At 59.5% G+C, this 23,678-nt stretch carries 16 protein-coding genes; 5 read left to right on the top strand and 11 right to left on the bottom strand.

The window, feature by feature from the left end; genetic code table 11:
* The 4 genes from EOA78_RS27825 to EOA78_RS27810 all read right to left on the bottom strand — a co-directional run.
* Window positions 1-493 (bottom strand): sarcosine oxidase subunit gamma (locus tag EOA78_RS27825; protein WP_127318104.1); only part of this gene is annotated, 493 nt, incomplete at its 3' end.
* Window positions 486-3,419, bottom strand: coding sequence for a sarcosine oxidase subunit alpha family protein (locus EOA78_RS27820; protein WP_127318102.1), 2,934 nt, complete (start codon window positions 3,417-3,419; stop codon window positions 486-488). The genes EOA78_RS27820 and EOA78_RS27825, both read right to left, overlap by 8 nt.
* Window positions 3,416-3,706, bottom strand: coding sequence for a sarcosine oxidase subunit delta (locus EOA78_RS27815; protein WP_127318100.1), 291 nt, complete (start codon window positions 3,704-3,706; stop codon window positions 3,416-3,418). Before EOA78_RS27815 ends, EOA78_RS27820 begins: the two co-directional genes overlap by 4 nt.
* An 8-nt stretch (window positions 3,707-3,714) precedes the next feature.
* Window positions 3,715-4,965 carry a sarcosine oxidase subunit beta family protein gene (locus EOA78_RS27810; RefSeq protein ID WP_127318098.1) on the bottom strand — a complete coding sequence of 417 codons (1,251 nt, stop codon included), beginning with the start codon at window positions 4,963-4,965 and terminating at the stop codon, window positions 3,715-3,717.
* Between the two features lie 122 nt (window positions 4,966-5,087).
* On the opposite strand from EOA78_RS27810, the gene EOA78_RS27805 reads away from it, so the two are divergent.
* Window positions 5,088-6,095: a GlxA family transcriptional regulator gene (locus EOA78_RS27805; protein WP_127318096.1), complete on the top strand. Its 1,008-nt coding sequence runs from the start codon at window positions 5,088-5,090 to the stop codon at window positions 6,093-6,095.
* A gap of 640 nt (window positions 6,096-6,735) precedes the next feature.
* On the opposite strand, the gene EOA78_RS27800 is transcribed toward EOA78_RS27805, so the two are convergent.
* Window positions 6,736-7,479 (bottom strand): GntR family transcriptional regulator, encoded by a 744-nt coding sequence (locus tag EOA78_RS27800; protein WP_127318094.1) that lies wholly within the window; start codon window positions 7,477-7,479, stop codon window positions 6,736-6,738.
* Window positions 7,480-7,905: 426 nt separating this feature from the next.
* Here EOA78_RS27800 and EOA78_RS27795 point away from each other — a divergent pair, with 426 nt between their 5' ends.
* Window positions 7,906-11,487 carry a hydantoinase B/oxoprolinase family protein gene (locus EOA78_RS27795; protein ID WP_127318092.1) on the top strand — a complete coding sequence of 1,194 codons (3,582 nt, stop codon included), beginning with the start codon at window positions 7,906-7,908 and terminating at the stop codon, window positions 11,485-11,487.
* Window positions 11,488-11,588: 101 nt separating this feature from the next.
* Entirely contained in the window at window positions 11,589-13,598 is a 2,010-nt protein-coding gene (locus EOA78_RS27790) for a CocE/NonD family hydrolase (RefSeq protein ID WP_127318090.1), read from the top strand.
* Window positions 13,599-14,103: 505 nt separating this feature from the next.
* On the opposite strand, the gene EOA78_RS27785 is transcribed toward EOA78_RS27790, so the two are convergent.
* The 6 genes from EOA78_RS27785 to EOA78_RS27760 all read right to left on the bottom strand — a co-directional run bounded on the left by EOA78_RS27785 (window position 14,104) and on the right by EOA78_RS27760 (window position 21,833).
* The gene (locus EOA78_RS27785; RefSeq protein ID WP_127318088.1) at window positions 14,104-15,027 is read right to left on the bottom strand and encodes a LysR family transcriptional regulator; all 924 of its coding nucleotides are present in this window, start codon (window positions 15,025-15,027) and stop codon (window positions 14,104-14,106) included.
* 161 nt (window positions 15,028-15,188) lie between these two features.
* Window positions 15,189-16,589, bottom strand: coding sequence for an NAD(P)/FAD-dependent oxidoreductase (locus tag EOA78_RS27780; RefSeq protein WP_164783966.1), 1,401 nt, complete (start codon window positions 16,587-16,589; stop codon window positions 15,189-15,191).
* On the bottom strand, window positions 16,576-16,875 hold the full coding sequence (locus tag EOA78_RS27775; protein WP_127318084.1) for a (2Fe-2S)-binding protein: 300 nt from the start codon (window positions 16,873-16,875) through the stop codon (window positions 16,576-16,578). The genes EOA78_RS27780 and EOA78_RS27775 overlap by 14 nt, the downstream gene beginning before the upstream one ends.
* On the bottom strand, window positions 16,872-17,981 hold the full coding sequence (locus tag EOA78_RS27770) for an FAD-dependent oxidoreductase (protein WP_127318082.1): 1,110 nt from the start codon (window positions 17,979-17,981) through the stop codon (window positions 16,872-16,874). Before EOA78_RS27770 ends, EOA78_RS27775 begins: the two co-directional genes overlap by 4 nt.
* Window positions 17,982-18,010: 29 nt before the next feature.
* Entirely contained in the window at window positions 18,011-19,774 is a 1,764-nt protein-coding gene (locus EOA78_RS27765; RefSeq protein WP_127318080.1) for a hydantoinase B/oxoprolinase family protein, read from the bottom strand.
* Between the two features lie 4 nt (window positions 19,775-19,778).
* A complete protein-coding gene (locus EOA78_RS27760) occupies window positions 19,779-21,833 on the bottom strand; it encodes a hydantoinase/oxoprolinase family protein (RefSeq protein ID WP_127318078.1) in 2,055 nt (684 codons plus the stop codon).
* 325 nt (window positions 21,834-22,158) lie between these two features.
* Between EOA78_RS27760 and EOA78_RS27755 the strand changes: the two genes are divergently transcribed.
* Window positions 22,159-23,076 carry a sugar ABC transporter substrate-binding protein gene (locus EOA78_RS27755; protein ID WP_164783965.1) on the top strand — a complete coding sequence of 306 codons (918 nt, stop codon included), beginning with the start codon at window positions 22,159-22,161 and terminating at the stop codon, window positions 23,074-23,076.
* A 9-nt stretch (window positions 23,077-23,085) separates the two neighbouring features.
* The coding region (locus tag EOA78_RS27750; RefSeq protein ID WP_164783964.1) for an ATP-binding cassette domain-containing protein at window positions 23,086-23,678 on the top strand (593 nt) is incomplete at its 3' end.

Raw genomic sequence — 23,678 nt, 5'->3', positions numbered from 1 at the left:
CCCCCAGCACGTCGACCTGGGCGTCGCCGCGGCGGATGACGAAACAGCTCATATGCTCAACACCGGTACGTGTCGCACCGCCCGGACCAAAATCCGCGAGGTCGATATTGGCGAGCTTCGACAGCAACGCTTCGAGAGGCCTTGAGCCGGCCCGCGAAACGATCTCGAACGCAACCCAGCCATCGGTCTGCTCGGTCACTGAGCAGCCGGGGGCGATCTGCTTGAGCTCAGCGGCAAAATCCTCCTCGGCGCGGCTTTCCGCCTCGATCATCCACTGATCCGGCCCGGTCCACAGCGCGGCAACGCCCTGCCCTGCAACCCAGCGGCCTGGTCCAGGAAGAGTGAGCCCGAAGGGCGTGGGCTCAACGGTTCCGCGGCGTAGCGCCAGGGAGGCAAGCGCCAGGCCCGCGTTCTCGCGGATCTCCAATGTCCCGAACGATGCAAGGCGTGGCGGTGCGGCACCGAGCGCCGTGATGGGTCTCAGCTCACTCACGAAGACGTGCTCCTTCAGGATCGATGAAATGTGCCGACACGACGCGCAGGCGCGCACTTTCCCCTTCGACCGGGTTCGCGGCCACGATCACCTCGCCCAGGCGTTCATCGCCATTCTCGAGGAAACCGAACCCGATCATCGAGCCGACATGCGGACTGTAGCAGGCCGACGTGATCCAGCCCTGATCGGTATCAAGGCGCTGCGGCGCGTCCTCGGCAAAAAGATGCGAGCCGCTGACCACCTTTCCGGCCGGATCAACGGGCCGCAGGCCAACCAGGCGTCGCCGGTCGCCCGCAAGGCCCTCGCGCCGCGACATCACGGCGCCGACGGAATCCTTCTTCTGCGACACCATACTGCCGAGTCCGACCATGGCGGCCGTCGTCTGTCCGTTCAGTTCGGGGCCGGCGGCGTGCCCCTTCTCGATCCGCAGCACGCCAAGTGCTTCGGTGCCGTAGGGCGTCGCTCCAAGGCCGGCACCCGCCTCCATCAGCCGCTCCATTAATGCGTGGCCGTATCGTGCGGGAACCGCAACTTCATAGGCGAGTTCGCCCGAAAACGAGATGCGGAAGAGCCTCGCGCGCAGGCCGTTGCAGACGGTGAGCTCTGTACAGGCCATGAAAGGAAAGGCCTCGTTTGACAGGTCGAACCCGTCCACGATGCGGGCGAGCAGGGCGCGCGATTTCGGCCCGGCGACGGCGATCTGAGCCCACGCGTCGGTCGTGGAAATGATCTGCACATCGAGATCCGGCCACAGGCACTGCCGCGCGAACTCCATGTTGCGGTAGACCAGACCGGCGTTGGCGGTGGTCGTGGTGACCACGTAGTGATCCTCGGCCAGCCGCGCGCAGGTGCCGTCGTCATAGGCAAAGCCGTCTTCGCGCAGCATCAGCCCGTAGCGGACACGGCCGACCTTCAGCGTGGCCATCACGTTGCTGTAGAGCCAATTGAGGAACTCGCCCGCGTCGGCGCCCTGTACATCGACCTTGCCGAGCGTGGTCACGTCACACAGGCCCACCGCGCTGCGCACGGCCCTGGCCTCGCGGTCCACGCTCTGGCGCCAGTGCGTTTCGCCCGGACGCGGGAAATATTGCGCGCGCATCCACTGGCCGACCTCGACGAACACCGCGCCTTGCGCCTCGGCCCAATGATGGGTGGGTGTGAGGCGGCGCAGTCGGAAATGCGGCCCCATATCGCCACCGCCCAACACGGAAAGCGCGACAGGCGTGTAGGGCGGCCGGAAGATCGTCGTTCCGGTTTCGGGGATGGACCTTTCGGTCAGCTCCGCCATCACGGCAAGCCCGGTCACATTGGCAGTCTTGCCCTGGTCCGTCGCCATGCCTAGCGTTGTGTAACGCTTCAATTGCTCTACGGCCCGCATGTTTTCGGCATGGGCGAGCTTGATGTCCTTCACCGTCACGTCGTTCTGGAAATCGACCCAGGCGCGTTTCCTGCCCGGCGCGTAGAAGATGGGCGCGACTCCGTAGCGGGACTCCTCCGAGCGCGGCAGACTGGGCAGTGCTGCCGCAATTCCGAGTTCGTTCAGCGCGCGCAGTGCTGCCGCCGCGCCCGAGCGAAGTGTCTTCACTGTCGAAAAATGCCCCGCTGCCGCACCCGCCGGAATCAATCCCGAGGGACCATCATCTCCCGGCAGGAACGCCTGCACCTCATCATTCCAAATCGGCCGGCCGCGATGGTGCGATGCCAGATGCACATTCGGGTTCCAGCCGCCCGAGACTCCCAGCGCCCCGCAATTGATCCATTCAGACCTGCCGTTTGCGTGAACCTCGATCGATTTTAGGCCAAGCCGGCCGCGTGAGCCGGTGACCATGCCACCGGTGATAACGCGGTAGCCGGCCAAGGCTGTTGCCTCGGGGCGCGCGTCGATGACGGCGGCGACATGGACCCCCTTGGCGGCGAGATCGCGCGCCGTGCGATGACCGTCGTCATTGTTGGTGAAGATGGCGACGGCGTCGGCCGGGCATGCCGCCCAGCGATTGACGTAAGCCCGCATCGCGCCGGCCAGCATGATCCCAGGACGGTCATTGTCGGCAAAGGCGATCGGCCGCTCTGTGGCGCCGGCAGCCAATACGGCGCGTTTGGCGGTGATGCGCCAGAGTGTCTGGCGCACACGGTCGCCCGGCTCCGGAAGGTGATCCGAAACCCGTTCTACCGCACCATAGATCCCGTGATCATAGACGCCGAAGACCGTCGTGCGGGGCATCACGCGAATGTTCGGCAAACTGTCGAACTCACGTTCCAAAGCGGACACCCATTCGGTGGCTGGCGCTCCGTCCAACGTTTCGGTCTCGCACAGAAGCCGCCCACCAAGGCGGAAATCCTCGTCGGCGAGGATCACACGCGCGCCTGAGCGCGCCGCCGTCAGCGCCGCAGCCAGTCCGGCCGCCCCCCCGCCGATCACCAGCAGATCGCAGTGGAGGAACCCCTTGTCATAGCTATCCGGATCGGCCCGCATCGAGAGGCGCCCGAGGCCCGCCGCCTTGCGGATCGCCGGCTCGTAGACCTTTTCCCAGAAGCCTTTCGGCCACATAAAGGTTTTGTAGTAGAAGCCGGCTGTGAAGAAGGGCGACAACAGGTCATTAATGGCCAACGCGTCGAAGCCGAGCGAAGGCCAGCGGTTTTGGCTTCGTGCCTCCAGTCCGTTGAACAGTTCGACCGTTGTCGCGCGTGTGTTCGGCTCCTGCCGTGCTCCGGTGCGCAGCTCGACCAAGGCATTCGGTTCCTCCGAACCAGCGGAGAGAACCCCGCGCGGGCGGTGATATTTGAAGCTGCGCCCCACCAGTCGAACGTTGTTGGCCAGGAGCGCCGAGGCGAGCGTGTCGCCCGGATGGCCTTGGTAGACCTTGCCGTCGAAGGTGAAGCTCAGGGCTTGCGAACGGTCGATCAGCCCTCCGGACAGCCGCGTCATCTGCCGATCCCCTTCCGCGCAAGCGCGACATCGCGCGCCAGCTCTGCGCCGATAACCTCGTGGGTAATCGTATTGCGCGTGACCACCAGCCAGGAGCGGTCGCCTTGCTCGTGGTACCAAAGCTCGCGATGCACGCCCGCCGGGTTATCGCGCAGGAAGACGTAATCGCAGAAGGCCGCCTCGGCATCGGGCGCGGATGGGTCTGGACGTTCGATGAGCCGCGCGTCGCCCAGATAGGTGAATTCCTGAGCATCGCGCAGGCCCAGAAGTGGATGGGGGATCAGCATTGGACCGCTTAGTGGAGATTGGGCTGGGCACCGGCACCGCGTTCGTCGATCACATAGCCCCGCGCGAACCGGTCGAACCGGTAGGCGCGCGCGGTCTCGTGGGGTGCGCCGGTGGCAAGAAGATGGGCGAAGGCGTAACCGCTGGCAGGCGTCGCCTTGAAGCCGCCATAGCACCAGCCGCCGTTGAAATAGAGGCCCTCAATATGCGTGCGGTCAATGATCGGCGAGCCGTCCATCGACATGTCCACGACGCCGCCCCACATGCGCAGGAGCCGCGCCCGCCCGATGATGGGCATCAAAGCCATGCCGCCTTCGGCGACGTCCTCGACCACCGGCAGGTTGCCGCGTTGGGCATAGGAATTGTAGCCGTCGATATCGCCGCCGAAGACAAGCCCGCCCTTGTCGGACTGGCTGATGTAGAAATGGCCCGCCCCGAAGGTGATCACGCCGGGTATGGTGGGCTTGAGCCCTTCCGTGACGAATGCCTGCAGGACATGGCTTTCGATCGGAAGCCGCATTCCGGCCATTGCCATGACTCGGCCTGAGGAGCCCGCCACCGCCACGCCGACCTTGTCGGCGGCGATATAGCCGCGCGATGTCTGCACGCCACGCACCTTGCCGCGATCGAGCCGGAAACCCTTCACCTCGCAATTCTGGATCAGGTCTACGCCGTGGCTGTCGGCGCCGCGGGCATAGCCCCAGGCCACGGCATCGTGCCGCGCGGTGCCCGCACGGGGCTGCATCAGGCCGCCTTTGATCGGAAAGCGCGCGTTGTCATAGTTCAGGAACGGAACCATGGCGCGCAGTTCCTCGCGGCCTAGGAGCCGGGCGCCCGCACCCGCCAGCATCATGGCGTTGCCGCGACGGCGGAAGGCATCGCGCTGCGCATCCGTGTGAAACAGATTGATGATGCCGCGCTGGGAGACCATCGCATTGAAGTTGAGTTCCTGCTCCAGTCCTTCCCAGAGCTTCATCGAGAACTCATAAAAGGGCTCGTTGCCGGCAAGCAGGTAGTTCGACCGGATGATCGTCGTGTTTCGCCCGACATTTCCGGACCCGAGCCAACCCTTCTCCAGAACGGCGATACGAGACTGGCCAAATTTGTTAGCCAGATAGTAAGCCGTCGACAGGCCGTGCCCCCCCCCGCCGACGATGACATAGTCGTAGGCGGGCTTGGGCTCGGGATTCCGCCACAGCGGCCGCCAACCGGTGTGCCCCTTGAGCGCTTCAGCAAAGACGCGGAAGCCCGAAAACCTCATAGCGAGAACTCCTTGGACTGCCGAGACTATGTCACGGCAAGAGCGAAGTGTTGTTTCTGAAATTGACATCCGCGTGCGTCTGTCGGACATACAGCAGGATGAATGGGACGGATTCCCCTGGGATGATTGACGGGGATCGTTACGGCAGACCGCAGCGATACGGTTTCCTGCTGATCGAAGGCTATGCCCTGATGTCCGCGGCCTCGGCGGTGGAACCGCTGCGCGCTGCCAATCTCCTCAGCGAGCGGCGGCTGTACGATCTCAGCTTCGTCTCGGACCAGGGCGGCTGGACGCGTAGTTCCGTCTCGGGCGCGTTCGAGACAGTGCCTGTTTCGGAAGCAGTCGGCGATTTCGATGTTCTCTTCGTCGTAGCCGGCGGCAATCCGCTTACCTATCGGGATAACGGGGTCCTGGCCTGGCTACGCCGGCTCGCCCGGTCGGGCGTAGCCCTAGGCGGGATATCAGGCGGAGCAGCGATCCTGGCTGCCGCCGGCGTGATGACGTCACGCCGGTTCACGATCCACTGGCAACATATCGACGTCATGCGCGAGATCTATCCCGAGGCGCTGATCGAACGCCGTCTCTTCGTCATCGATCGCGACCGCTTTACCTGCGCCGGCGGCATGGCTCCCCTGGACATGGCCCACGCACTGATCGCCTCGGATCACGGTGTGGAACTGGCACGTGCAGTGAGTGACTGGTTTATTCACACCGGCATCCGGCGGGCCGAGGCTCCGCAGCAGCTGGATCCGGCTCGCAAGTACGATCTACACCATCCCGCGCTGGTCGCCATTGTCGACTTGATGACAAGCCACATCGCCGATCCGCTGAACCTAGATGACCTGGCCCACCTGGCCGGTATAGGGACGCGGCAGTTGGAGCGGCTGACTAAGCAACAGCTGGGACAAAGCGTGATGCAGTTCTATCGGTCACTCCGGTTGGAGAAGGCCGACGAGCTTCTGCAACAATCGAACCTCCCGCTCGTTGAGGTGGCGCTTGCCACCGGATTTTCCAACCGCAGCCATTTCTCACGCGCCTTTCAGGCCCATTTCGGTTTCGGCCCCGCCAGCCGACGCAAACAGCGCCGCCACCGGCAACAACTGTTGAGCCAGTGCTCGTTTGTGAGATAAGATACCTACCTATAGCGGGTGAGTACGCCAGTGTAAGCACACCCTCCAGCCTCTCGCAGAACCAAGCGTGAAACTCCCGCCTCACTCGGGTTCCATCAGGCAAACGTGCCCACCATACCGATCCGCGAGTGAATGAAAAGGCTCACGTTTCCCGGACCAATCACTGCCAAGCTGCCGGCAGAGGCCGAAGGTGAGGGCTCCTACTGAATGATCGGGAACGATCTCGTTTACGTTCCGCTGTGTCATAGAGTGTCGGCGCGTAGACGCGAATTGCCGGCGGTGTCTAGCTGTCAGCGGAGTTGGGCGGATATCGGCTGATCATAGTAGCTTTCCGACTGCAGGCGAGCGGAGCCACGGCGGTCAAGCCTTATTTTCAGCGCGGGTACCTGATGAGCTTCGCGAGTTGGCGGAAGTTCGGAAGCTCGGGTGGTAGCAACCACTTGGAACTCGTCGGGGGCGCCGTTCGGTCGCGTAAGCAGAGCCGGTAGAGCCTCAGCATGCGTCTGAGGAGAGCGAACAGTGCCGACCTTGATCCTTATCCTGGGTGAGGTGACACATCACCAAACGGTCACTTGAAACATGGTGCCAATTCGTGGGAGCACGGCCAGCGATGGCCCAAATGCTCCGTGGACGTCAGATACTATCCAGCCGCCTTGCTACCGGCCGTGTCCAGCGGCATTGTGATCGAGCTCTGCGAGCCTCTCGAGAAAATAGCCACCTTTAGCCTGGCGAAAGATAGGTTCTGGTGCTCGACGGCTAATCTGTCGGCAGTCTCTACATCGCGGTCGCTGATTGCCTCGAAGATGAGCCGGTGCTGGCGGCTCGTTTCCATGAGGTGCTGCATAAGCTCGCCATCCTCTAGCTCCCCCGAATAGCCGTGGCTGGAGAAACAAGCGCGCGACAGCCGACTTGAGGTCAACAACATACGCTCGTAGAAATCGGAAAAGAAGTGATTGCGCCCTGCCCGCGCTATACTCATGTGGAACGCGACGTTGGCATCCTGACGCTGCACGCCATTACCATTTTCGCAAAGAGCATCGAACTCGCCCATCCGTTGCTCGATCTCCGCCAGATCGGCCTCGGTGCGCTTCTCGGCCGCGAGCCGCTGGGCGAGCCGACTCGCCACTACCAACGCATCATAGATCTTCGGCAGATCGTCGAAGTTTAGTGGCGCGACCCGGGCGACCCGCCGGTCGCGTATGATCAGCCCTTCTGAAATAAGTTGAATTATCGCTTCGCGTATTGGCGTGCGCGAGACTGAATGCTGAGCTGCAATAGTAGCTTCCTCGATAACCGTGCCTGGCGGCAAGGCAAGGTTCAGGATGTCCTGGCGTAGCGCGGCGAACACTTTGCCAGCGTCTCGGCTTTTAACGATACTGTCCATAACCCACCTCCTGTCGCGTATGGAAACTACTCTGGCGGCCTGCGTTGATGCAAACGGATGTGGCCTTCATAGGGCGTCAGCAAACAATTACTCTCCACGGATATGCATCTCCAGGTGCGCGCTGCACATCGTTGCATCCCGGCATGTGTGTTCCCATCCGACTATGGTTGTGAGCGGCGGTGCGCGCGTCTGATCTTCAGAAGGGCACCGTTGGGCGGTTTGCAGTCCGTCGCCTGGAATCCACAGTCCGAACAACAATCTCAAGACACTTCCGACCGTCGGGCCCTCCCGTCCACGACCGAAACTTATGTCACGTTCGATGAGTTTCCGTCGCTCCGTGACTCTCTGTTGCCGTTGACTTGTCCGTTCAGTATCCGATACGTATACTGAAAATTGGGCTTTGTCGAGGAAAGTGGAGCGTGGCGCATGTGGCAATTCTGGGTGGATCGTGGCGGCACATTCACGGATATCGTAGCGCGCGCACCCGACGGTGAGCTGAAGACCCACAAGCTGCTGTCAGAGAATCCCGATCAATACCGCGACGCCGCCATTCAGGGTATTCGCGATCTGCTGGGTTTGGCCGAGCACGAGCCCATCCCTGATGGCGTTATCGAGTCGGTCAGGATGGGGACCACGGTAGCCACCAACGCACTGCTGGAGCGCAAAGGCGAGCGGACACTGTTCGTCACTACGCGCGGCATGGGGGACGTGCTTCGCATCGGCTATCAAAACCGGCCGCGCTTGTTTGATCTTAACATTCAGCTCCCACAGCTTCTCTATGAAGAGGTCATGGAGATCGACGAGCGCGTGGATGCCGACGGAAAGGTGCTCGTCGTGCCCGACGCGGAGGAGGTTCGCCGCCTGCTCGCTGAAGCGCATTCGCGTGGGTTCAGGTCCGTCGCGGTTGCGTTCATGCATGGATACCGCAACCCTGATCACGAAATTATCGTCGGTCGCATAGCCCGCGAGATCGGGTTCTCCCAGGTTTCGCTCAGCCACGAAACGAGCCGTCTCATTAAGCTGGTGGGGCGCGGAGATACCACCGTCGTCGATGCCTATCTCTCGCCGTTACTGCGCCGCTATGTGGATCAGGTAAGCGACGCGCTCGGGGCCACCACCTCCCTCATGTTCATGCAGTCGAACGGCGGATTGACAGATGCCCGGTTGTTTCAGGGCAAGGACGCAATTCTGTCGGGACCGGCCGGGGGCGTCGTCGGGATGGAGAGGACCGCGGCGGCGATCGGCATCGATCGGCTGATCGGCTTCGACATGGGCGGGACTTCCACCGACGTTTGTCATTTTGGCGGCGAATATGAACGCGACCTCGAGACCGAGATCGCCGGCGTGCGCATCCGCGCTCCGATTATGAGCATTCACACCGTCGCTGCTGGCGGCGGCTCCATCCTAAGCTTCCGCAACGGCCGCATGCAAGTCGGTCCGGAAAGCGCAGGCGCCGATCCCGGGCCGGCGAGCTACCGCCGCGGTGGACCCCTGACGGTGACAGACTGCAACGTGCTTCTCGGAAAGTTGCAACCGAGCGCTTTCCCGCATGTTTTCGGCCCGAATGCTGACCAACCTCTAGATGCCGAGGTTGTCCGCGGCAAATTTCTCCAGCTCGCGCGAAAGATTTCGCGCGAGACCGGCCTTGAGGAGAAGACGCCGGAGCAGTTGGCGGAGGGCTTCTTGCGCATTGCGGTCGAGAACATGGCCAATGCGATCAAGAAGATCAGCGTGCAGCGCGGCCACGACATCAGCAAATACACTATGAACTGCTTCGGCGGCGCCGGTGGCCAGCACGCCTGCCTCGTCGCAGACGTGCTGGGCATGGAGAGCATTTTCATCCACCCCTTCGCCGGCGTGCTGTCGGCCTTTGGCATGGGGCTTGCCGATATCAGGGCAATGCGCGAGTGCCAGGTTAGTGGGCCGCTCGATGCGGCGGACGTGTTAGACACGGTAGTCGCCGCCCTCTCGGTAGAGGCGCGGGCGGAGGGCGAGCGGCAGGGTGCCGAACCGGCCCGGATTCGTGTCACTGCCGCCGCCCATATCCGTACCGCCGGGGCGCATCAGGCGCTTCCGATCGCGTACGGGTCGCCTGATGAAATGCGTGTTGCCTTCCACGAAGCCCATCACAATCGCTTCGGCTACTTTCCTGAGGGAGATCTCGTCGTCGAGCTGATCACCGTCGAGGCGATTCTCGCGACCGGCGTGACGGCAGCGACGAACGTCATCAACGGAGGCGGGGCGGCGCGCGGCCGGGAAACGGTCGACACCTATTTCGCGGGCGAATGGTTGAAAGTGCCGCTGGTCGACCGACTGTCACTTGCGATAGGCGACAAGGTAGACGGACCAGCGATAATTACCGAGCCGACCGGCACCAATGTTGTCGAGCCAGGCTGGCAGGCCGAGATCGTCGAGTTTGGAAACCTGATGCTGCGCCGGGTACTGCCGCTGAAGCGGGCCGAGGCGATCGGCACAGAGGCCGACCCGCTGATGCTGGAGGTCTTCAACAACCTCTTCATGTCCATCGCCGAGCAGATGGGGGTGACGCTTCAGCACACCGCCTATTCAGTCAACATCAAGGAGCGTCTCGACTTCTCCTGCGCCGTCTTTGATCCCGAGGGCAATCTAGTCGCCAACGCACCGCACGTCCCGGTGCATCTAGGATCGATGGGCGAGAGTGTTCGCACCGTGCTGCACAATAATCGCGAGAAGCTCAGGCCGGGTGACGTCTTGATGATGAACAATCCTTACAATGGCGGCACGCATCTGCCAGACGTGACGGTCATCACGCCGGTCTTCGATCGAGAAGGAAGGAATATCCTCTTTGCCGTTGCCTCCCGCGGCCATCATGCGGATATCGGGGGACGAACACCAGGCTCCGCTCCCCCCGACAGCAGGCATATCGACGAGGAAGGCGTGCTGATCGAGGATTTCTACCTCGTCCGAGATGGCCGCTTCCGCAAAGAGGAGACCCGCAAACTGCTATCCAGCGGTCCCTATCCCTGCCGAAATATTGACCAGAATATCGCCGACCTCGCCGCCCAGGTGGCTGCGAACGCTACGGGCGTGCGCGAATTGCAGAAGGTGCTCGCAAAGTTCGGCCGCGACGTCGTGCACGCCTATATGAGGCACGTGCAGGATAATGCGGAGGAATCCGTGCGGCGGGTCATAGACGTCCTCACCGACAGTGAGTTCACTTATGAGCTCGACAGCGGTGCGGTCATTCGCGTCGCGATTCGGATCGACCGCGAGAAACGCTCCGCGAGCATCGACTTCAGCGGAACGTCGGCTCAGCAGGACGGCAACTACAACGCGCCGCTGGCGATCTGCAAGGCGGTAGTCCTCTATGTCTTTCGCACGCTGGTAGGGTCCGATATTCCTATGAATGAGGGATGCCTCAAGCCGATCAACCTGCATGTGCCAGAAGGCACAATGATCAACCCACGATATCCGGCGGCGGTGATTGCCGGCAATACCGAGGTCAGCCAGGCGATTACCGAAGCAATGTACGGGGCGCTTGGCGTTCTCGCCGGCTCACAGGGCACAATGAACAATTTCGTTTATGGCAACGACGTGCATCAGAACTACGAAACGATCTGTGGTGGCACCGGCGCCGGCAACGGCTTCGACGGAGCGAGCGCGGTACACTCGCATATGACCAACACCCGGATGACAGATCCCGAGGTGCTTGAGACCCGTTACCCGGTGCGTGTCGAGGAGTTTTCCGTTCGCCGAGGCTCAGGCGGCCGGGGCCGCTATCGCGGTGGCGACGGTGTGGTTCGCAGGCTGCGCTTCCTAGAGCCGATGACGGTGACGGTACTATCGTCTCACCGGCGCACACGTGCCTTCGGCGTTTCCGGCGGCGAGCCCGGCCTGCCCGGTGAGAATCTGGTTCAGCGCGCCTACGGTGAAACGCAAATCCTGGCCGGAAACGATTCCTGCGAAGTCCGCCCCGGCGATATTTGCATCATTAAGACCCCCGGTGGGGGTGGCTACGGCGAGCCTTGAACGCCCCCGCGGGCCGGCTTGGATTTCACTAGTGAGCTCCCACAGAAACGGCGGCCAGATCATCACATACAAATCATATCGGTCAAGAAGGAGGAACCAATATGGCGTTGACTATCGCCTCTAGGGCCGAATTTGCTATTCGCGTTGTTACTGGCGTTCGAGTCAGGATGAGTGACGGAGCGGAACTGAACGTTCGAATCACTTGTCCCGTTGCACCAGGCAAGTATCCTGCCGTGCTCGAGTACAATCCCTACCGGAAGCTGGTCGCAGTACCGTCAGAGTATCGAGACGAAACCGTTCCCGTTATCCCTTTTCTGGCGGAACGCGGCTATGTTGTTGTCCAATACGACGTGCGAGGCACAGGAGGCTCATCGGGGTTCAGCACGGATATGTATTCGGAAGAGGAGCGCCGCGACGGCTACGATATGGTCGAATGGTGCGCGACGCAGGACTGGTGCACAGGCTCAGTGGGAATGATCGGCCTATCCTACGGCGCGGTAGTCCAGTGGCAGGTCGCGAAACAGAATCCGCCCCATCTCAAGGCGATTGTTGTTCGTTCGGGGGGCGTCGATCTGGCGTCAGAATTTGCTAGTCCAGGGGGGTGCATTCGACCTTGGCTGTTCGAAAGCTATGCACCACGGATGACTGCGAGTAACTTCTCACCTCCCGACGCTACACTCGCTGGCGACCGCTGGGCCGGGATGTGGCAGGAACGATTGAGCAATAGCGCCCCTTGGGGTCTGAGCTTTATCCGAAATCTGCATGAGCCAGCCTACTGGCGCAGCAGAAGCCTCGCGCCGGACTACGACCAGGTGCAATGCGCCGTACTATTGATAGAGGGCTGGGCGGATTGGTATGCGACTGCGGAACTGAATGCCTATCAGCGCTTAAGCTGCCCGCGCAAGATTCTCATAGGTCCTTGGGGCCACTACTACCCAGAAGCGAGAGAAGCATTTCCGGGGCCGAGGATCGATGGCCGCTACGAATATCTTCGATGGTTTGATCACTTTCTTAAGGGCGTCAACAATGGCGTTACGAACGAACCTCCTGTCACCGTCTTTGTCCGTGGATGGAAAACGCCGGCGCTGATTTGTTCACAGGATGCAGGAGTATGGCGTAGTGAGGCCAAATGGCCGCCCGATCGAGTGAGCGACACTGCAGCCTATTTCGGAAATTCAGGCACGCTTACCGAAACCCCGCAAGAGGGATCGGAAACTTACCAGTATCGGCCGGCAGTGGGGCTGACGACGGGTCGGCTGGGAATAGGATCGACCAGTCCGTGGGGCATGTCGATAGATCAACGCTTAGACGACGCCCATTCGGTCCTTTATGAGATGGGCCCATTGTCAGATGAGATGGAATTACTTGGAGAGCCCAAGGTTGTTCTGTTTGCCTCCTCCACCGCCGAAGTTGCATACTTCGCTGCGCGGCTTTGTGATGTAGCACCAGACGGTACTTCGCGTCTCATCACGGATGGAGGTGTTCTCTCAAGCCGTCGAAACAGCAATGGCTATGGCGACGTATTCATTCCAAATAAGGTGATGAAGACCGAATTCACCCTCAGGCACTGTGCCTACAGGATTGAGCGTGGACACAGGGTTCGAGTTGCTATAGCAAGCGCGTCGTTTCAGAATGCTTGGCCCACGGGGCAGGCCGCTTATAACACGATCCATCGCGGTCCCAGGAATCCGTCGCGCATTCTTCTACCAATCGCGGGCAAGGGCCAAGAGGGCTTGAGCCCGCCAGATTTCTTGGAGCCAGCCAATCCGCAATTGGCCCCTCAAAGCATCGCAATTCCCACCTATGCGCTTCATCACGACTTGATAGGTGACAGTGTGACGTGCGAATTGGCGGCAGGTGACATTACCAATGGTGGGTATAATAGATCTACCTACACCATCTCGAATAGAGACCCGGCGAACACAATCATCGAAGCGAAATGTCTGTATCGCCCACAGCACCCGTCGACCGATATTCAAGTGGAGGCAAATTGTCGAACGGTGAGTGACGCGAAAAATTACACCCATGAAGTGCAAGTCAGCATTAAGACCGGTGGAAGGCTATTTTTTGAAAAGGAGTGGACGGAATGTGCGCCGAGGGGGTTGTCCTGAGTGCCAGTGGCTGCCCGACTCGGGAAAGTGAATTGGTACATCGACTATCGGGAGATGCTTTCCAGGATTGTCCCCGGTGACCGCATCGCATCGCCTGGAACTGAGTGTTGGACCAGGGTAAACTGCTGCAGGAGATGCGATCGGCGCACAGCGCTATAGAGCCTCGTAGACATTGCAGATGGATACTGCACACCGCGCGAGCGCTCCAAGCTGGACCAGTTCCTGTCGAGACCGCCTCGAACAGAACGAGCAAAGGGATCGGGTTCGTTTCTAGGCCGGCAATCGCCCCGTCATTGCCGTCATTTCCGGCACAGCATTTATCATCGGGTGCCCTGCCGTGCCAAGCCAAGTGAAACCGCCGGACCGCTTGGGGCCGGCGCACCAGCTTTGCGTCTTGCGTCGCAGATGCCGTGCATCTATCGGGAGCCATACCAAGGCGTCTCCTGAAGGGTTCGTCGAGGATGCGCATGTGCAAAGTGGCGGGTTGATAGCCTAACCTAGAGACCTAGCTGTCAGAACTTTGGTTAGATTCACGCACCGGATATATTGCCTGCTTTACCGTCTCATGCAGGATTTTGATGAATTTATCCACCGCACGGGATCGAATGGCGTGTTCCGATAGCACAATCGCAAACCCGAACTTAATGTCTGGTTTGAACTCAACTGCTACGACGCTGCTCTCCCTGAACACCGACGCCGCAAGGGGATCGACAACACCGACACCCAAACCCATTTCGACCATTTTGCAGATCGTGTAATCGGATGTGGTTTCTATCAGATTTTGAATCTTTGTGTTCGACACAGCCGCCGCCGCAGCCAGCGCATTTCCGATTGTCAGTTCTTCCGAGATGCCGATCGTTGTCTCGTCTTTCAGGTCTTCCAGTGAGATGCTTCCCGCGCCGCTTTTGGGATGTCCCACCGGCAGAATGCATTTGCAGAAAGGTTCATATACCCGCTCAAGAATGACACCCGGATAGTCAACTGGAAAAGCTGCAATCCCGACATCGACCTGCCGACTGGAAACCAGATCCAGTACCCTGAGTGAGCTATGTACCTCAAGTCTCATCTTGAGTTCCGGGTAAGCTGCGTTCATCCGCACGATGGACCTCGGCACCACCTCGAGTGATGCAGCGGGAAATGAAGCGATGCGCAGCCTATCATGCTTAAGGCTGGCAATGTCCTTTGCCACGCCTTCAAGATACTGGAGGCCCGTGTAGGTGCGCTGGACATATTTGAAGAATGCCTCACCCTCGGGAGTAGGTACGATCCTTCCTGGAATTCGGTCAAACAGATCAAATCCAATCGAACGTTCAAGATCCTTGATGAGGCGGCTTATGCCGGGCTGGGAGACGTTCAGGAAATGGGCTGCGTCGCTGACACTCCCAGCAAGCATGACAGCGCGATATGCCTCAATCTGATTGAATTTCATCAAACGCTGCCGAGCGAATGCCGACCGATTTTGGTCTGATACCACACGATTGGCGCAGGATGAAGGCAATCAGCGCGCACGAAAGCTTCGGCTTCATTATGGCATGCCCTCGTCCCCACCAAGGTCACCGCTTTGGAAGCGCCTCCAGTTAGGACGCTCCGTCAGGAAAACTCGACATCCGCTGCGACGCCATTCGTTTCGACCCGGGCGAGGGCTGCCAGTCGCAACGGCCGTATCGGCGAACGAATGGTGTAGTACCCAACCTCGCTCGGCGACTTTCCTGTAGCGTGCGCAAATAATTCCGTGACAGTGAGCCCGCAATTGCGCCCCTGACAAGGGCCCATGCCGCATCGAGTGAAAAATTTCGCCTGGTTCGGCCCTACACAGCCTGCGGCTGCCAAATCTGTGATCTCGCCAGCGGTAATTTCTTCGCAGCGGCATATCACTGTATTTTCCTGCGGCGGCATTCGGAACTGTACCGGCGGCCGATACAGCGTATCCAGGAATTTTCGTATTTCCGTAAGTTGGCGGAATTTTCTCTGGATAGAAGTTTTGGTCTTGGGATCGACAACCCGCTGCTTGCTTTTTGCGATGTGCAGTGCCGCCAAACGCGCGGAGTATTCCGCCGCCTTCGCTCCCATTATGCCCGCATTGTCACCGACCGCGAACACGCCAGGCACGCTCGTCTGCCAGTTGCCATCGATTGTCGGGTGAAAGCAGAGCTGTGAATAATCCCATTTGATCTCGCAGCCCAGATGTCGGTGCAACTGTATGTTGGGTACAACCCCTTGGTGGAGAAGAATGCAGTCGGCTTCGACAATTCCGGATTCGCGGGGCGTGGAATATTCGACCGCCTCCGCACGGTTTTCACCGCGAATCCTGAGGTCGTCGACCTGGCGTATTCGGCGTATCCCACAAGCAGATATCGCGCGGATCATCCCAATACCGTCAAAAAGCTGCTTGAGGCTCGTGAAACCAAGGGCGGCATGTCGAATAGCGCGCCAATAGTTTCCGCGTGGGGTCGTGTCGAGCACAGCTCGGACGTCAGCCCCAGCCTGTGCCAACTGCCCCGCAACGAGGTACAAAAGCGGGCCGCAGCCCGCCAGTACGATACGTCCGGCAGGAATGGCCGCGCCGGATTTCATGGCTATTTGCGCTGCACCCGCGGTCATGACGCCTGGCAACGTCCACCCGGGCACCGGAAAAGGGCGCTCGAGCGCGCCCGAGGCAAGCATTATGGCATCAGCTTCAACCGCTGCCACTTCGTCCTTTTGCACAAAATAGACTGTCTTCCCCGCCGAGATATGCCAGACTACCGCCTCGGTCCTTATGTCCAAGCCCATGTGCTTGACGGCTCTCAGTAGTCTTTCGCCATCCTGGTAGCTTTTCCCGAGCACCGGCCGCATCTTGTCAGTCAGCTTGTCGAGATTGCGGTAAATCTGGCCGCCAGGCCGTTTGCCGTCGTCGAGGATCACGACAGATAGCCCGAGTTCGTGCGCCTGTAAGGCGCCGGCCAATCCGGCAGGTCCGGCGCCGATGACGACCAGATCATACTTTTGCATGACAGTTGTCCTGCGTTTTGATGACCATGCCATCACGAACTTCAGCCCTGCAGGCCAGAACGTCACGCACTCCGTCGACAATGATCCGGCATTCAAAACAGGCGCCCATCATGCAAAAGGGCAGACGCGGTTTTCCGGACATCGGATTGACGTTGAAATGGTCGAGGCCGTTTTCCAGCAGCGCCAGTGCAAGTGATTGACCCACTCTGGCAATTACCGGCACGCCGTTGACCTGGATCATTATCCGATCGGCGGGCTGTTCAGGAAATATGGGGCGGTAATTCATGACCTCTTCCTTGAAAAATCCGCAAATCGGGCCTCCAAGCTTCCTTCTTCAATAGCCGTCGCCAACTCTTGCGCATGCACGGGGGCCAGTGTGACCCCGCTATGGACGTTCACTGCATAGGCATTGGGATAAGAGTCGGAGCGCAGGTAGAGCGGTATTCCATCCTTTGTGAACGTTCGTAGCCCGCCCCAGGCGCGCAAAAGCTGCGCATCGGCCAGCATCGGAAAACATGCTATGGCCTTCCTTGCAATGGCTGACATGACCTCCGGCGTAGTTCCATCATCGAGTCCCACCTCTTCGCGAGAATCGCCGACAATGAAGGCGCCTTCACCCATCTGCCTGATTGTGTGTGTTGGATAACGCAGCGACTTCGGCAGCTTGTTCGTAACCAGCACCTGCCCCCTGACGGGCCTTACATCCATTGCGATGTCGATCATCGGTGCCAGGTGGTTGTTGCCTAGCCCTGCGGCCAGGAGCAATTTTGAGCAGCTATATGTCGAACTCCCGGCCGTTACCTGGAAATCGGACCCTGCTGGCCTGATCTCTGTGACAGCGCTTGATGCCCTGTATTCGCCGCCAATTGCGCCAAATGCCGAATGCAGCGCCCGGAAGAACTTCAGGGGGTTCACCGCGCCGTCCAGACGGCCGTAACACCCGCCGACTACCGAATTTCCAAGACCGGGAATATGCTTGTCCAGTTCGCCGCGCTCCATCATCTCATAAGCGCCGGCAACAGGAAGGTCGCTGTCGAATTGTTTTTTCATCAATTCCGCGCGATGTTTCCATTCCGCTTCTGACATGCACAGATAGAAGGCTCCGTCGCTCTCCAGGCCGACGTCTATTCCACTCAATTCTTTCAACTGCGAACTAAAGGCCGGCCACATCTTTGCCGCATTGCGCGAAAGCTGCGCATAGGGTCGAAAGGTGTGCCCCTTGGTCTGAACCCAAATCAGGCCGAAATTGCCCCGCGCGGCACGATTGTCGCCATCGCAGCCATCAAGCACAAGTACATCAAGGCCCCGCAGCCTCAACCCAAGAGCAATGGAAATGCCCACCAGACCGCCACCGGCAATGACGACATCGAACTTGGTTCTGTGCGCGCTCATAGCTGCTGCGGATGCAAATGGACGTCAGATCATTCGGCCGCTTTGACTGCGTCAAAGGCCGGTTGTTCGAATTTCTTCAGTATCTCCTCTAGTCGTGCCGTGCCGTAGGCTTTCTTCGCAAATGCCAGCGACGTCTTGCCGTTCTCGATGTCCTCGATGATCTGCTCCTCGCTTCGCTCGTCGACGGAACCATATCCGCCACCGCCGGGCGTTTCGATCCTTATGCTGTCACCGGAGTTGAGGACCAGATTGGCGGTCTTTGAAGGGATCTCGCGTTCTTCAGCCGATCCAAAGTTGAACAGTGTTTTTGCGCAACGCCCATCCTGACCGCCGCGCAGCCCGGGAGGCGGGTAGATATGGCCATCAGAACGCACCGAAAAGACGACGTCATCCTCAGTAGCGGCAATCTGACGTGCTATGCCGAGACCACCTCGGTACTTGCCCGCGCCACAGCTGTCCTCCACCAGTGCGTACTCGTCGACGAGAAGATTGTATTCGTGCTCCAGGGCTTCGACCGGTAAATTGGAAGTATTGGTAACGTGAAGTTGCACGCCGTCCATCCCGTCGACTTCCGCCGTCCCTCCAGATCCTCCCCCAATGGTTTCCATATAGACATAATCGTCGCCATTGCTTCGCTTACCGGCAAAGCAGATGCCGGGGACGATATCCTGACCCGACGCGATTCCGCGCTCTTGCGGCAGCATTTGCGCAAGCGCCCCAATCACCGCGCGCGCGACCTTATTCGCGGTGATCGATCGTGCGCCGACGGCTGCGGGGTGCGCGGGACTGACGATCGATCGGCCAGACGTTTGAATCTCTATGCAGTCGAAAATGCCGTGATTGGGCATCAACCCCGGATCGATCATCATTTTGACGCAATACACCACGGTCGCTTGGAGCGCATTGAAGGGTACGTTCATTGCGCCCGTGGCTTGCGGACCGGTGCCTGAAAAGTCGAAAGACAATTTCCGGCCTGAAACGGCTACCCGAACGGCGATCCTTACCGGCTCATCGCCAATACCGTCGTCGTCGAGGAATGCCTGGTAGCTGGCCTCTTTGGGCGCCATTGTTGCGAGCTGATTGCGGAGGCGCTGCCGCGTGTAGGCGAGCATATCCTCTACCACTGCCGTAAGACGGTCATCTCCGATGTGATCCAGGAGTTCCTGAGCCATGGCAACGCCACGGTCATTCGTCGCGAGTTGCACCCCCAAATCGAGCTCGCGCTCCTTGGGATCACGCGTATTTAGCGTGACAAGCCGAACGATATCGTTCTGAACCTCGCCCTTGCGGCGCAATTGGACAATCGGAATACGGATTCCCTCGGCAAATATCGTCTGGGCAGTACCGGAAATGGAACCGGGAACCGCGCCCCCGACGTCCGAATGGTGGGCGATATTTGCGAGAAAGAACGAGAGCCTGCCATTGTGGAAGACAGGCGATACCACCGTGATGTCGGGGAGGTGGGTACCCCCGGCAACATAGGGATCATTACACATGAAGGCGTCGCCGTCTCCGATTTGCTCCAGCGGAAACTCCTTCAGCAATTGGGAAACTGCGCCGACTGTGGAGCCCAGGTGGAGGGGGGTGTGGGCTGTCTGTGCGAGAACCCGGCCGGAAGCGTCGAACAACCCTACGGAACAGTCGCGCCGCTCCTTGACGTTCGTGGAGAAAGATGAACGCACCAGGATGTGTAACATCCCTTCAACAATTGTCATCAGGCGATTGTTGTATACTTCCATCGCAATCGGATCGGAGACCTGGCCGCTCTCGCCATGTTTGATGGTCAATGCCATTGTACTATTCTCCGCCACCATTGTTCAGCTCGATGATAAGATTTCCTGCATTGTCGACAAACGCAGACTGGTTGGGGAAAATCACGCAGGTAGAACTCATGTCTTCGACAATTGCGGGCCCGTCGATCCGCGCCGAAACCGGAATCCTGTCGCGTGCATACACAGCCGCATCCACCCATTTGACATCCGGGTCGACAAAGAATTCGCGCCGTCCAACGGCAGCCGTCTCGAGCTCGCCGACCGATTGACGGGGATTGCAGGTCTTTCCAGAAGGTTTGGCAGATCCACGGACCCGAAAGTTTACGAGCTCGATCTGGCGGTCCGGAAGCGAATAGCCGTACTCCTTGCGGTGTGCGTGTTCGAATTCGCGCAAGAACGTCTCCGCATCGGGCAGCGGATGAGAGAGTGGGACCTGCACTTCATGGTTCTGTCCAAAGTAGCGTGCCTCCAACACATTCTCATATTGGCGTTTTGATTCGGGAACGTCCTCGCTGGCCAGCCAGCGCTCGGCTTCGCCGCGAAGAACTTCCATTTCCGCCGTGATGCTCGACCAGCAGTCGCGAACGAAGGGGCGGATCTTGCTTTGAACGAAATCGAGGCTGGTATCGGAAACGAGTATACCGCGCGCGCACATCGTTCCGGGTTCCGTGGGAGCCACGACCCTGGACAGCCCGCATTCGATCGCCGTTTCAACGCCGTGCAACGGCCCGGCGCCGCCATAGGCTATGAATGCATATTCGCGTGGATCGACGCCGCGTTGCGTTGTCACCGAGCGGATGGCGCGGGCCATGTTCGAGACGGCAATCCGTATGATCCCATATGCTGCCTGTTCCACGCTCATTCCCAGCGGTGTGGCGATTTTTTCCTCGATAACCTTCCGCGCGCCCTTGAGGTCGATGGGCATAGTCCCGTTCAGTATCGCGACAGGATTAAGACGCCCCAGGACAACGTTGGCATCGGTCAACGTGGGTTCGACACCGCCTCGCATATACGCAACTGGCCCCGGTACGGCCCCGGCGCTTCGTGGTCCCACATGCAATGCACCGGCATTGTCGATGTAAGCAACAGAGCCGCCGCCGGCGCCGATAACGTGAATATCCACCATCGGCGTCTTGATGGGATAAGACGCCACGTCACGACTTGTCGTAAAATGCGCCGTTCCATCGGTAATAAGAGATACATCCGTGCTTGTGCCGCCGACGTCAAAGGTGATGGCGTTCTTGTATCCGGCCTGCGCTGCGACGGCGGCGGAACCGATTACCCCGGCCGCCGGCCCCGAAAGGCAGGTGCGAACGGGGTAGCGGCGAACCGTATCTATCGACATAAGCCCGCCATTCGAGTGAACCGTGTAGGGTTTTGCCGATATCCCCAACTTCGCCAGTCTCTCGACCAGCTGTGCAAGGTAGTTCTCGAATTTCGGCCCCAAAAAGGCGTTGGCCGTTGTGGTCGAAAATCGTTCATATTCGCGAAATTCCGGCAAAATGTCGCTTGATCGACTGACGAACGCACGCGGCATCAATTCCCGCACGATGCTTTCGGCGCGGATTTCGTGTTCTGGATACAAGTAGCTGTGCAGGAAGCAGATGGAGACCGCTTCGACGCCCTCGCGGGCCAGGTATTCCACTCCGCGCCGCAGCTCGGCCTCGTCAAGTTCCACGAGGAGCTTTCCGCGAGCATCAACGCGTTCCGAGACCTCGATACGGTACTGCCGCCTAGCCAAAGGCGTCGGCTTGACTACGCGATAGTCATATACGTCGGGCCGCACCTGTCGGCCAATCTCCAGGACGTCACGGAATCCTTTAGTGGTTATCTGTCCGGTCTTAGCGCCGCGATGTTCGATAACCATGTTCGTGCCGACAGTCGTTCCGTGGCCGACGAATGCGATGTCTTCGGCTTTCAGATCAAAATTCGCTAGCGCACTGGCCAGTCCCCTTCCGATAGCTTCAGATGGATCGTGCGGCGTCGACGGCTCCTTGAAGTACATGACCTCTCCCGATTCCGTGTCCATCAGCACGAAATCGGTGAAAGTTCCTCCGACATCAATTCCCACACGTATCATCGTAGATTCCCTAATCGCGCATGGACACGCGCATTGTAGCCGGTCAGCTCATGCCACGGGGCTGCCTAGCCGCATCGCGAAAAAGCGGCCAATTGGTCTATCCGCTGACTATGAAACCAGAGTTGAGGCGACATGGCTCATACCAATTCCAACGTAGCCGCCGAAAGTTTGATATTAGCGGGCCTCCGGCCCATTGCTATGTTGGGCATGTCCTTGTGACGGGAGGAGAAGTCAGATGAATCGTCACCATAGCATAGCAGCCCTAGCGGTTCTCGCAGCGGTTTTGTCCGGGCCCACACATGCTGCCGATCCCATTCGCATTGCGTTGTTCGGCTTCGCTGCCGACAATGCCTTCACGCTGGCTAGCCTGGAAGGGCTAAAGGACGCGGCGCAAGAAGCAGGAGATGCCGAAGTTGAATTCTTCGACGGCGCGTTTGAGGCGGACAGGCAGTTCAACCAGGTCCAAGACGCGGTCGCCTCCGGTCGGTTTGATGGAATGTTGATCCTGCCGATGGGCTATTCCTCGGTAGTTCCTGCCGCCGAACAGGCGATCGAAGCAGGGATCAAGTTTGGTTCGCTCGAATATCCGCTGGGGCCTGACCCGACGATAACCGATAGATTCCAGGTCGAGGGGCTGACGACATTCGTCGGCTACAATGTGGCAAGCATCGGGCTTCGGCTGGCGGAAGCCACCGTGGAAGCCTGCCAGGACAGAGACCCGTGCAAGGTCGCGCTGCTGGTCGGCAGCCGGTCAGCAGCCCAGGACGTACCCAAGATCGAGGCGTTTAACGAACACCTTGCGGAGTATCCCTCGATTCAGGTCGTCTCGACACAGGACACCTGGTGGGGAAGGGAGCTTGGGCTAAAGGTTACGCAGGACTTGCTGCAGTCGAATCCTGACCTTGACGTCGTCACCTCTTTCGCCGACCAGGCGGTGGCAGGCGCAGAAGTTGCGCTGACGGCTGCAGGTATGAAGGTAGGCGGTGATGGCGTTCAACTTATCGGTCTAGGTGCTACGCAAACAGCGATAGCGGCCATCGGCGAAGGACGCTGGTACGGTACCTATGTGGAACTGCCCTACATGGAAGGCTATCTCGGTGGCAAGAACATCATCGCAGCCATACGCGGTGAAGAATTCGAATCCATCATCGATTTGGAAACGCGTTCGCCGGTCGGTGCAGCAATCGCCACGAAGAAGAACCTCAGTGCCCACCCAGACTGGTCATCGAAGTGGGATGGCTAGGGGCGCACGATGCAGATCCTTGTCGACGATGTCAGCAAGCATTTTGCGGGCGCCATTGCGCTGGAGAATGTCACGTTTGAAATCCGCAGTGGAAGCATTCACGGCCTCGTGGGCGAGAATGGGGCGGGCAAGTCTACGCTGGGAAAAGTGGTCGGCGCGATTCTTCAGCCAAGCGGTGGGCGTGTGATCTACGATGGTGACGGCAGCTCGGTGTCGTCACTACGTGAAGCGATTGAGCGCGGCATTGCTGTCGTCCAGCAGGAGCTGATCCTATGCCCGGAATTGAGTGTCGCAGCCAACGTCTATCTTGGGCGCGAGACGACAAAACTGGGGTTTCTGCGAAGCCAGGCGAACCTGCGGGAATTCAACCAGCTGCGTGACCAGCTCGGATTCAACCTCGATGGAAATGCGAAGGTCGGCTCGCTAAGCATCGCAGATCAACAGCAGGTGGAGATACTGAAGGCACTTTCCCGAAATGCCCGACTGATCGTGCTGGACGAGCCTACATCCTCCCTGACCCCCACCGAAATCGAACACCTGCACCAGGTTGTCAAAAATCTGGCAAAGGATCGCAAGACGACATTCATATATGTGTCCCATTT

The sequence above is a fragment of the Mesorhizobium sp. M5C.F.Cr.IN.023.01.1.1 genome (assembly GCF_003997585.1).
In the GTDB taxonomy this organism is placed as follows: domain Bacteria; phylum Pseudomonadota; class Alphaproteobacteria; order Rhizobiales; family Rhizobiaceae; genus Mesorhizobium; species Mesorhizobium wenxiniae.
The sequence above is the reverse complement of the archived record's forward strand: the minus strand, read 5'-3'. Positions and strand labels throughout refer to the sequence as shown.

Excerpts from the sequence above, each read along its gene's own strand:
- EOA78_RS27820 (WP_127318102.1), bottom strand. The coding sequence starts at position 3,419 with ATGACGCGGCTGTCCGGAGGGCTGATCGACCGTTCGCAAGCCCTGAGC.
- EOA78_RS27815 (WP_127318100.1), bottom strand. The coding sequence starts at position 3,706 with ATGCTGATCCCCCATCCACTTCTGGGCCTGCGCGATGCTCAGGAATTC.
- EOA78_RS27810 (WP_127318098.1), bottom strand. The coding sequence starts at position 4,965 with ATGAGGTTTTCGGGCTTCCGCGTCTTTGCTGAAGCGCTCAAGGGGCAC.
- EOA78_RS27805 (WP_127318096.1), top strand. The coding sequence starts at position 5,088 with ATGATTGACGGGGATCGTTACGGCAGACCGCAGCGATACGGTTTCCTG.
- EOA78_RS27800 (WP_127318094.1), bottom strand. The coding sequence starts at position 7,479 with ATGGACAGTATCGTTAAAAGCCGAGACGCTGGCAAAGTGTTCGCCGCG.
- EOA78_RS27795 (WP_127318092.1), top strand. The coding sequence starts at position 7,906 with ATGTGGCAATTCTGGGTGGATCGTGGCGGCACATTCACGGATATCGTA.
- EOA78_RS27790 (WP_127318090.1), top strand. The coding sequence starts at position 11,589 with ATGGCGTTGACTATCGCCTCTAGGGCCGAATTTGCTATTCGCGTTGTT.
- EOA78_RS27785 (WP_127318088.1), bottom strand. The coding sequence starts at position 15,027 with ATGAAATTCAATCAGATTGAGGCATATCGCGCTGTCATGCTTGCTGGG.
- EOA78_RS27780 (WP_164783966.1), bottom strand. The coding sequence starts at position 16,589 with ATGCAAAAGTATGATCTGGTCGTCATCGGCGCCGGACCTGCCGGATTG.
- EOA78_RS27775 (WP_127318084.1), bottom strand. The coding sequence starts at position 16,875 with ATGAATTACCGCCCCATATTTCCTGAACAGCCCGCCGATCGGATAATG.
- EOA78_RS27770 (WP_127318082.1), bottom strand. The coding sequence starts at position 17,981 with ATGAGCGCGCACAGAACCAAGTTCGATGTCGTCATTGCCGGTGGCGGT.
- EOA78_RS27765 (WP_127318080.1), bottom strand. The coding sequence starts at position 19,774 with ATGGCATTGACCATCAAACATGGCGAGAGCGGCCAGGTCTCCGATCCG.
- EOA78_RS27760 (WP_127318078.1), bottom strand. The coding sequence starts at position 21,833 with ATGATACGTGTGGGAATTGATGTCGGAGGAACTTTCACCGATTTCGTG.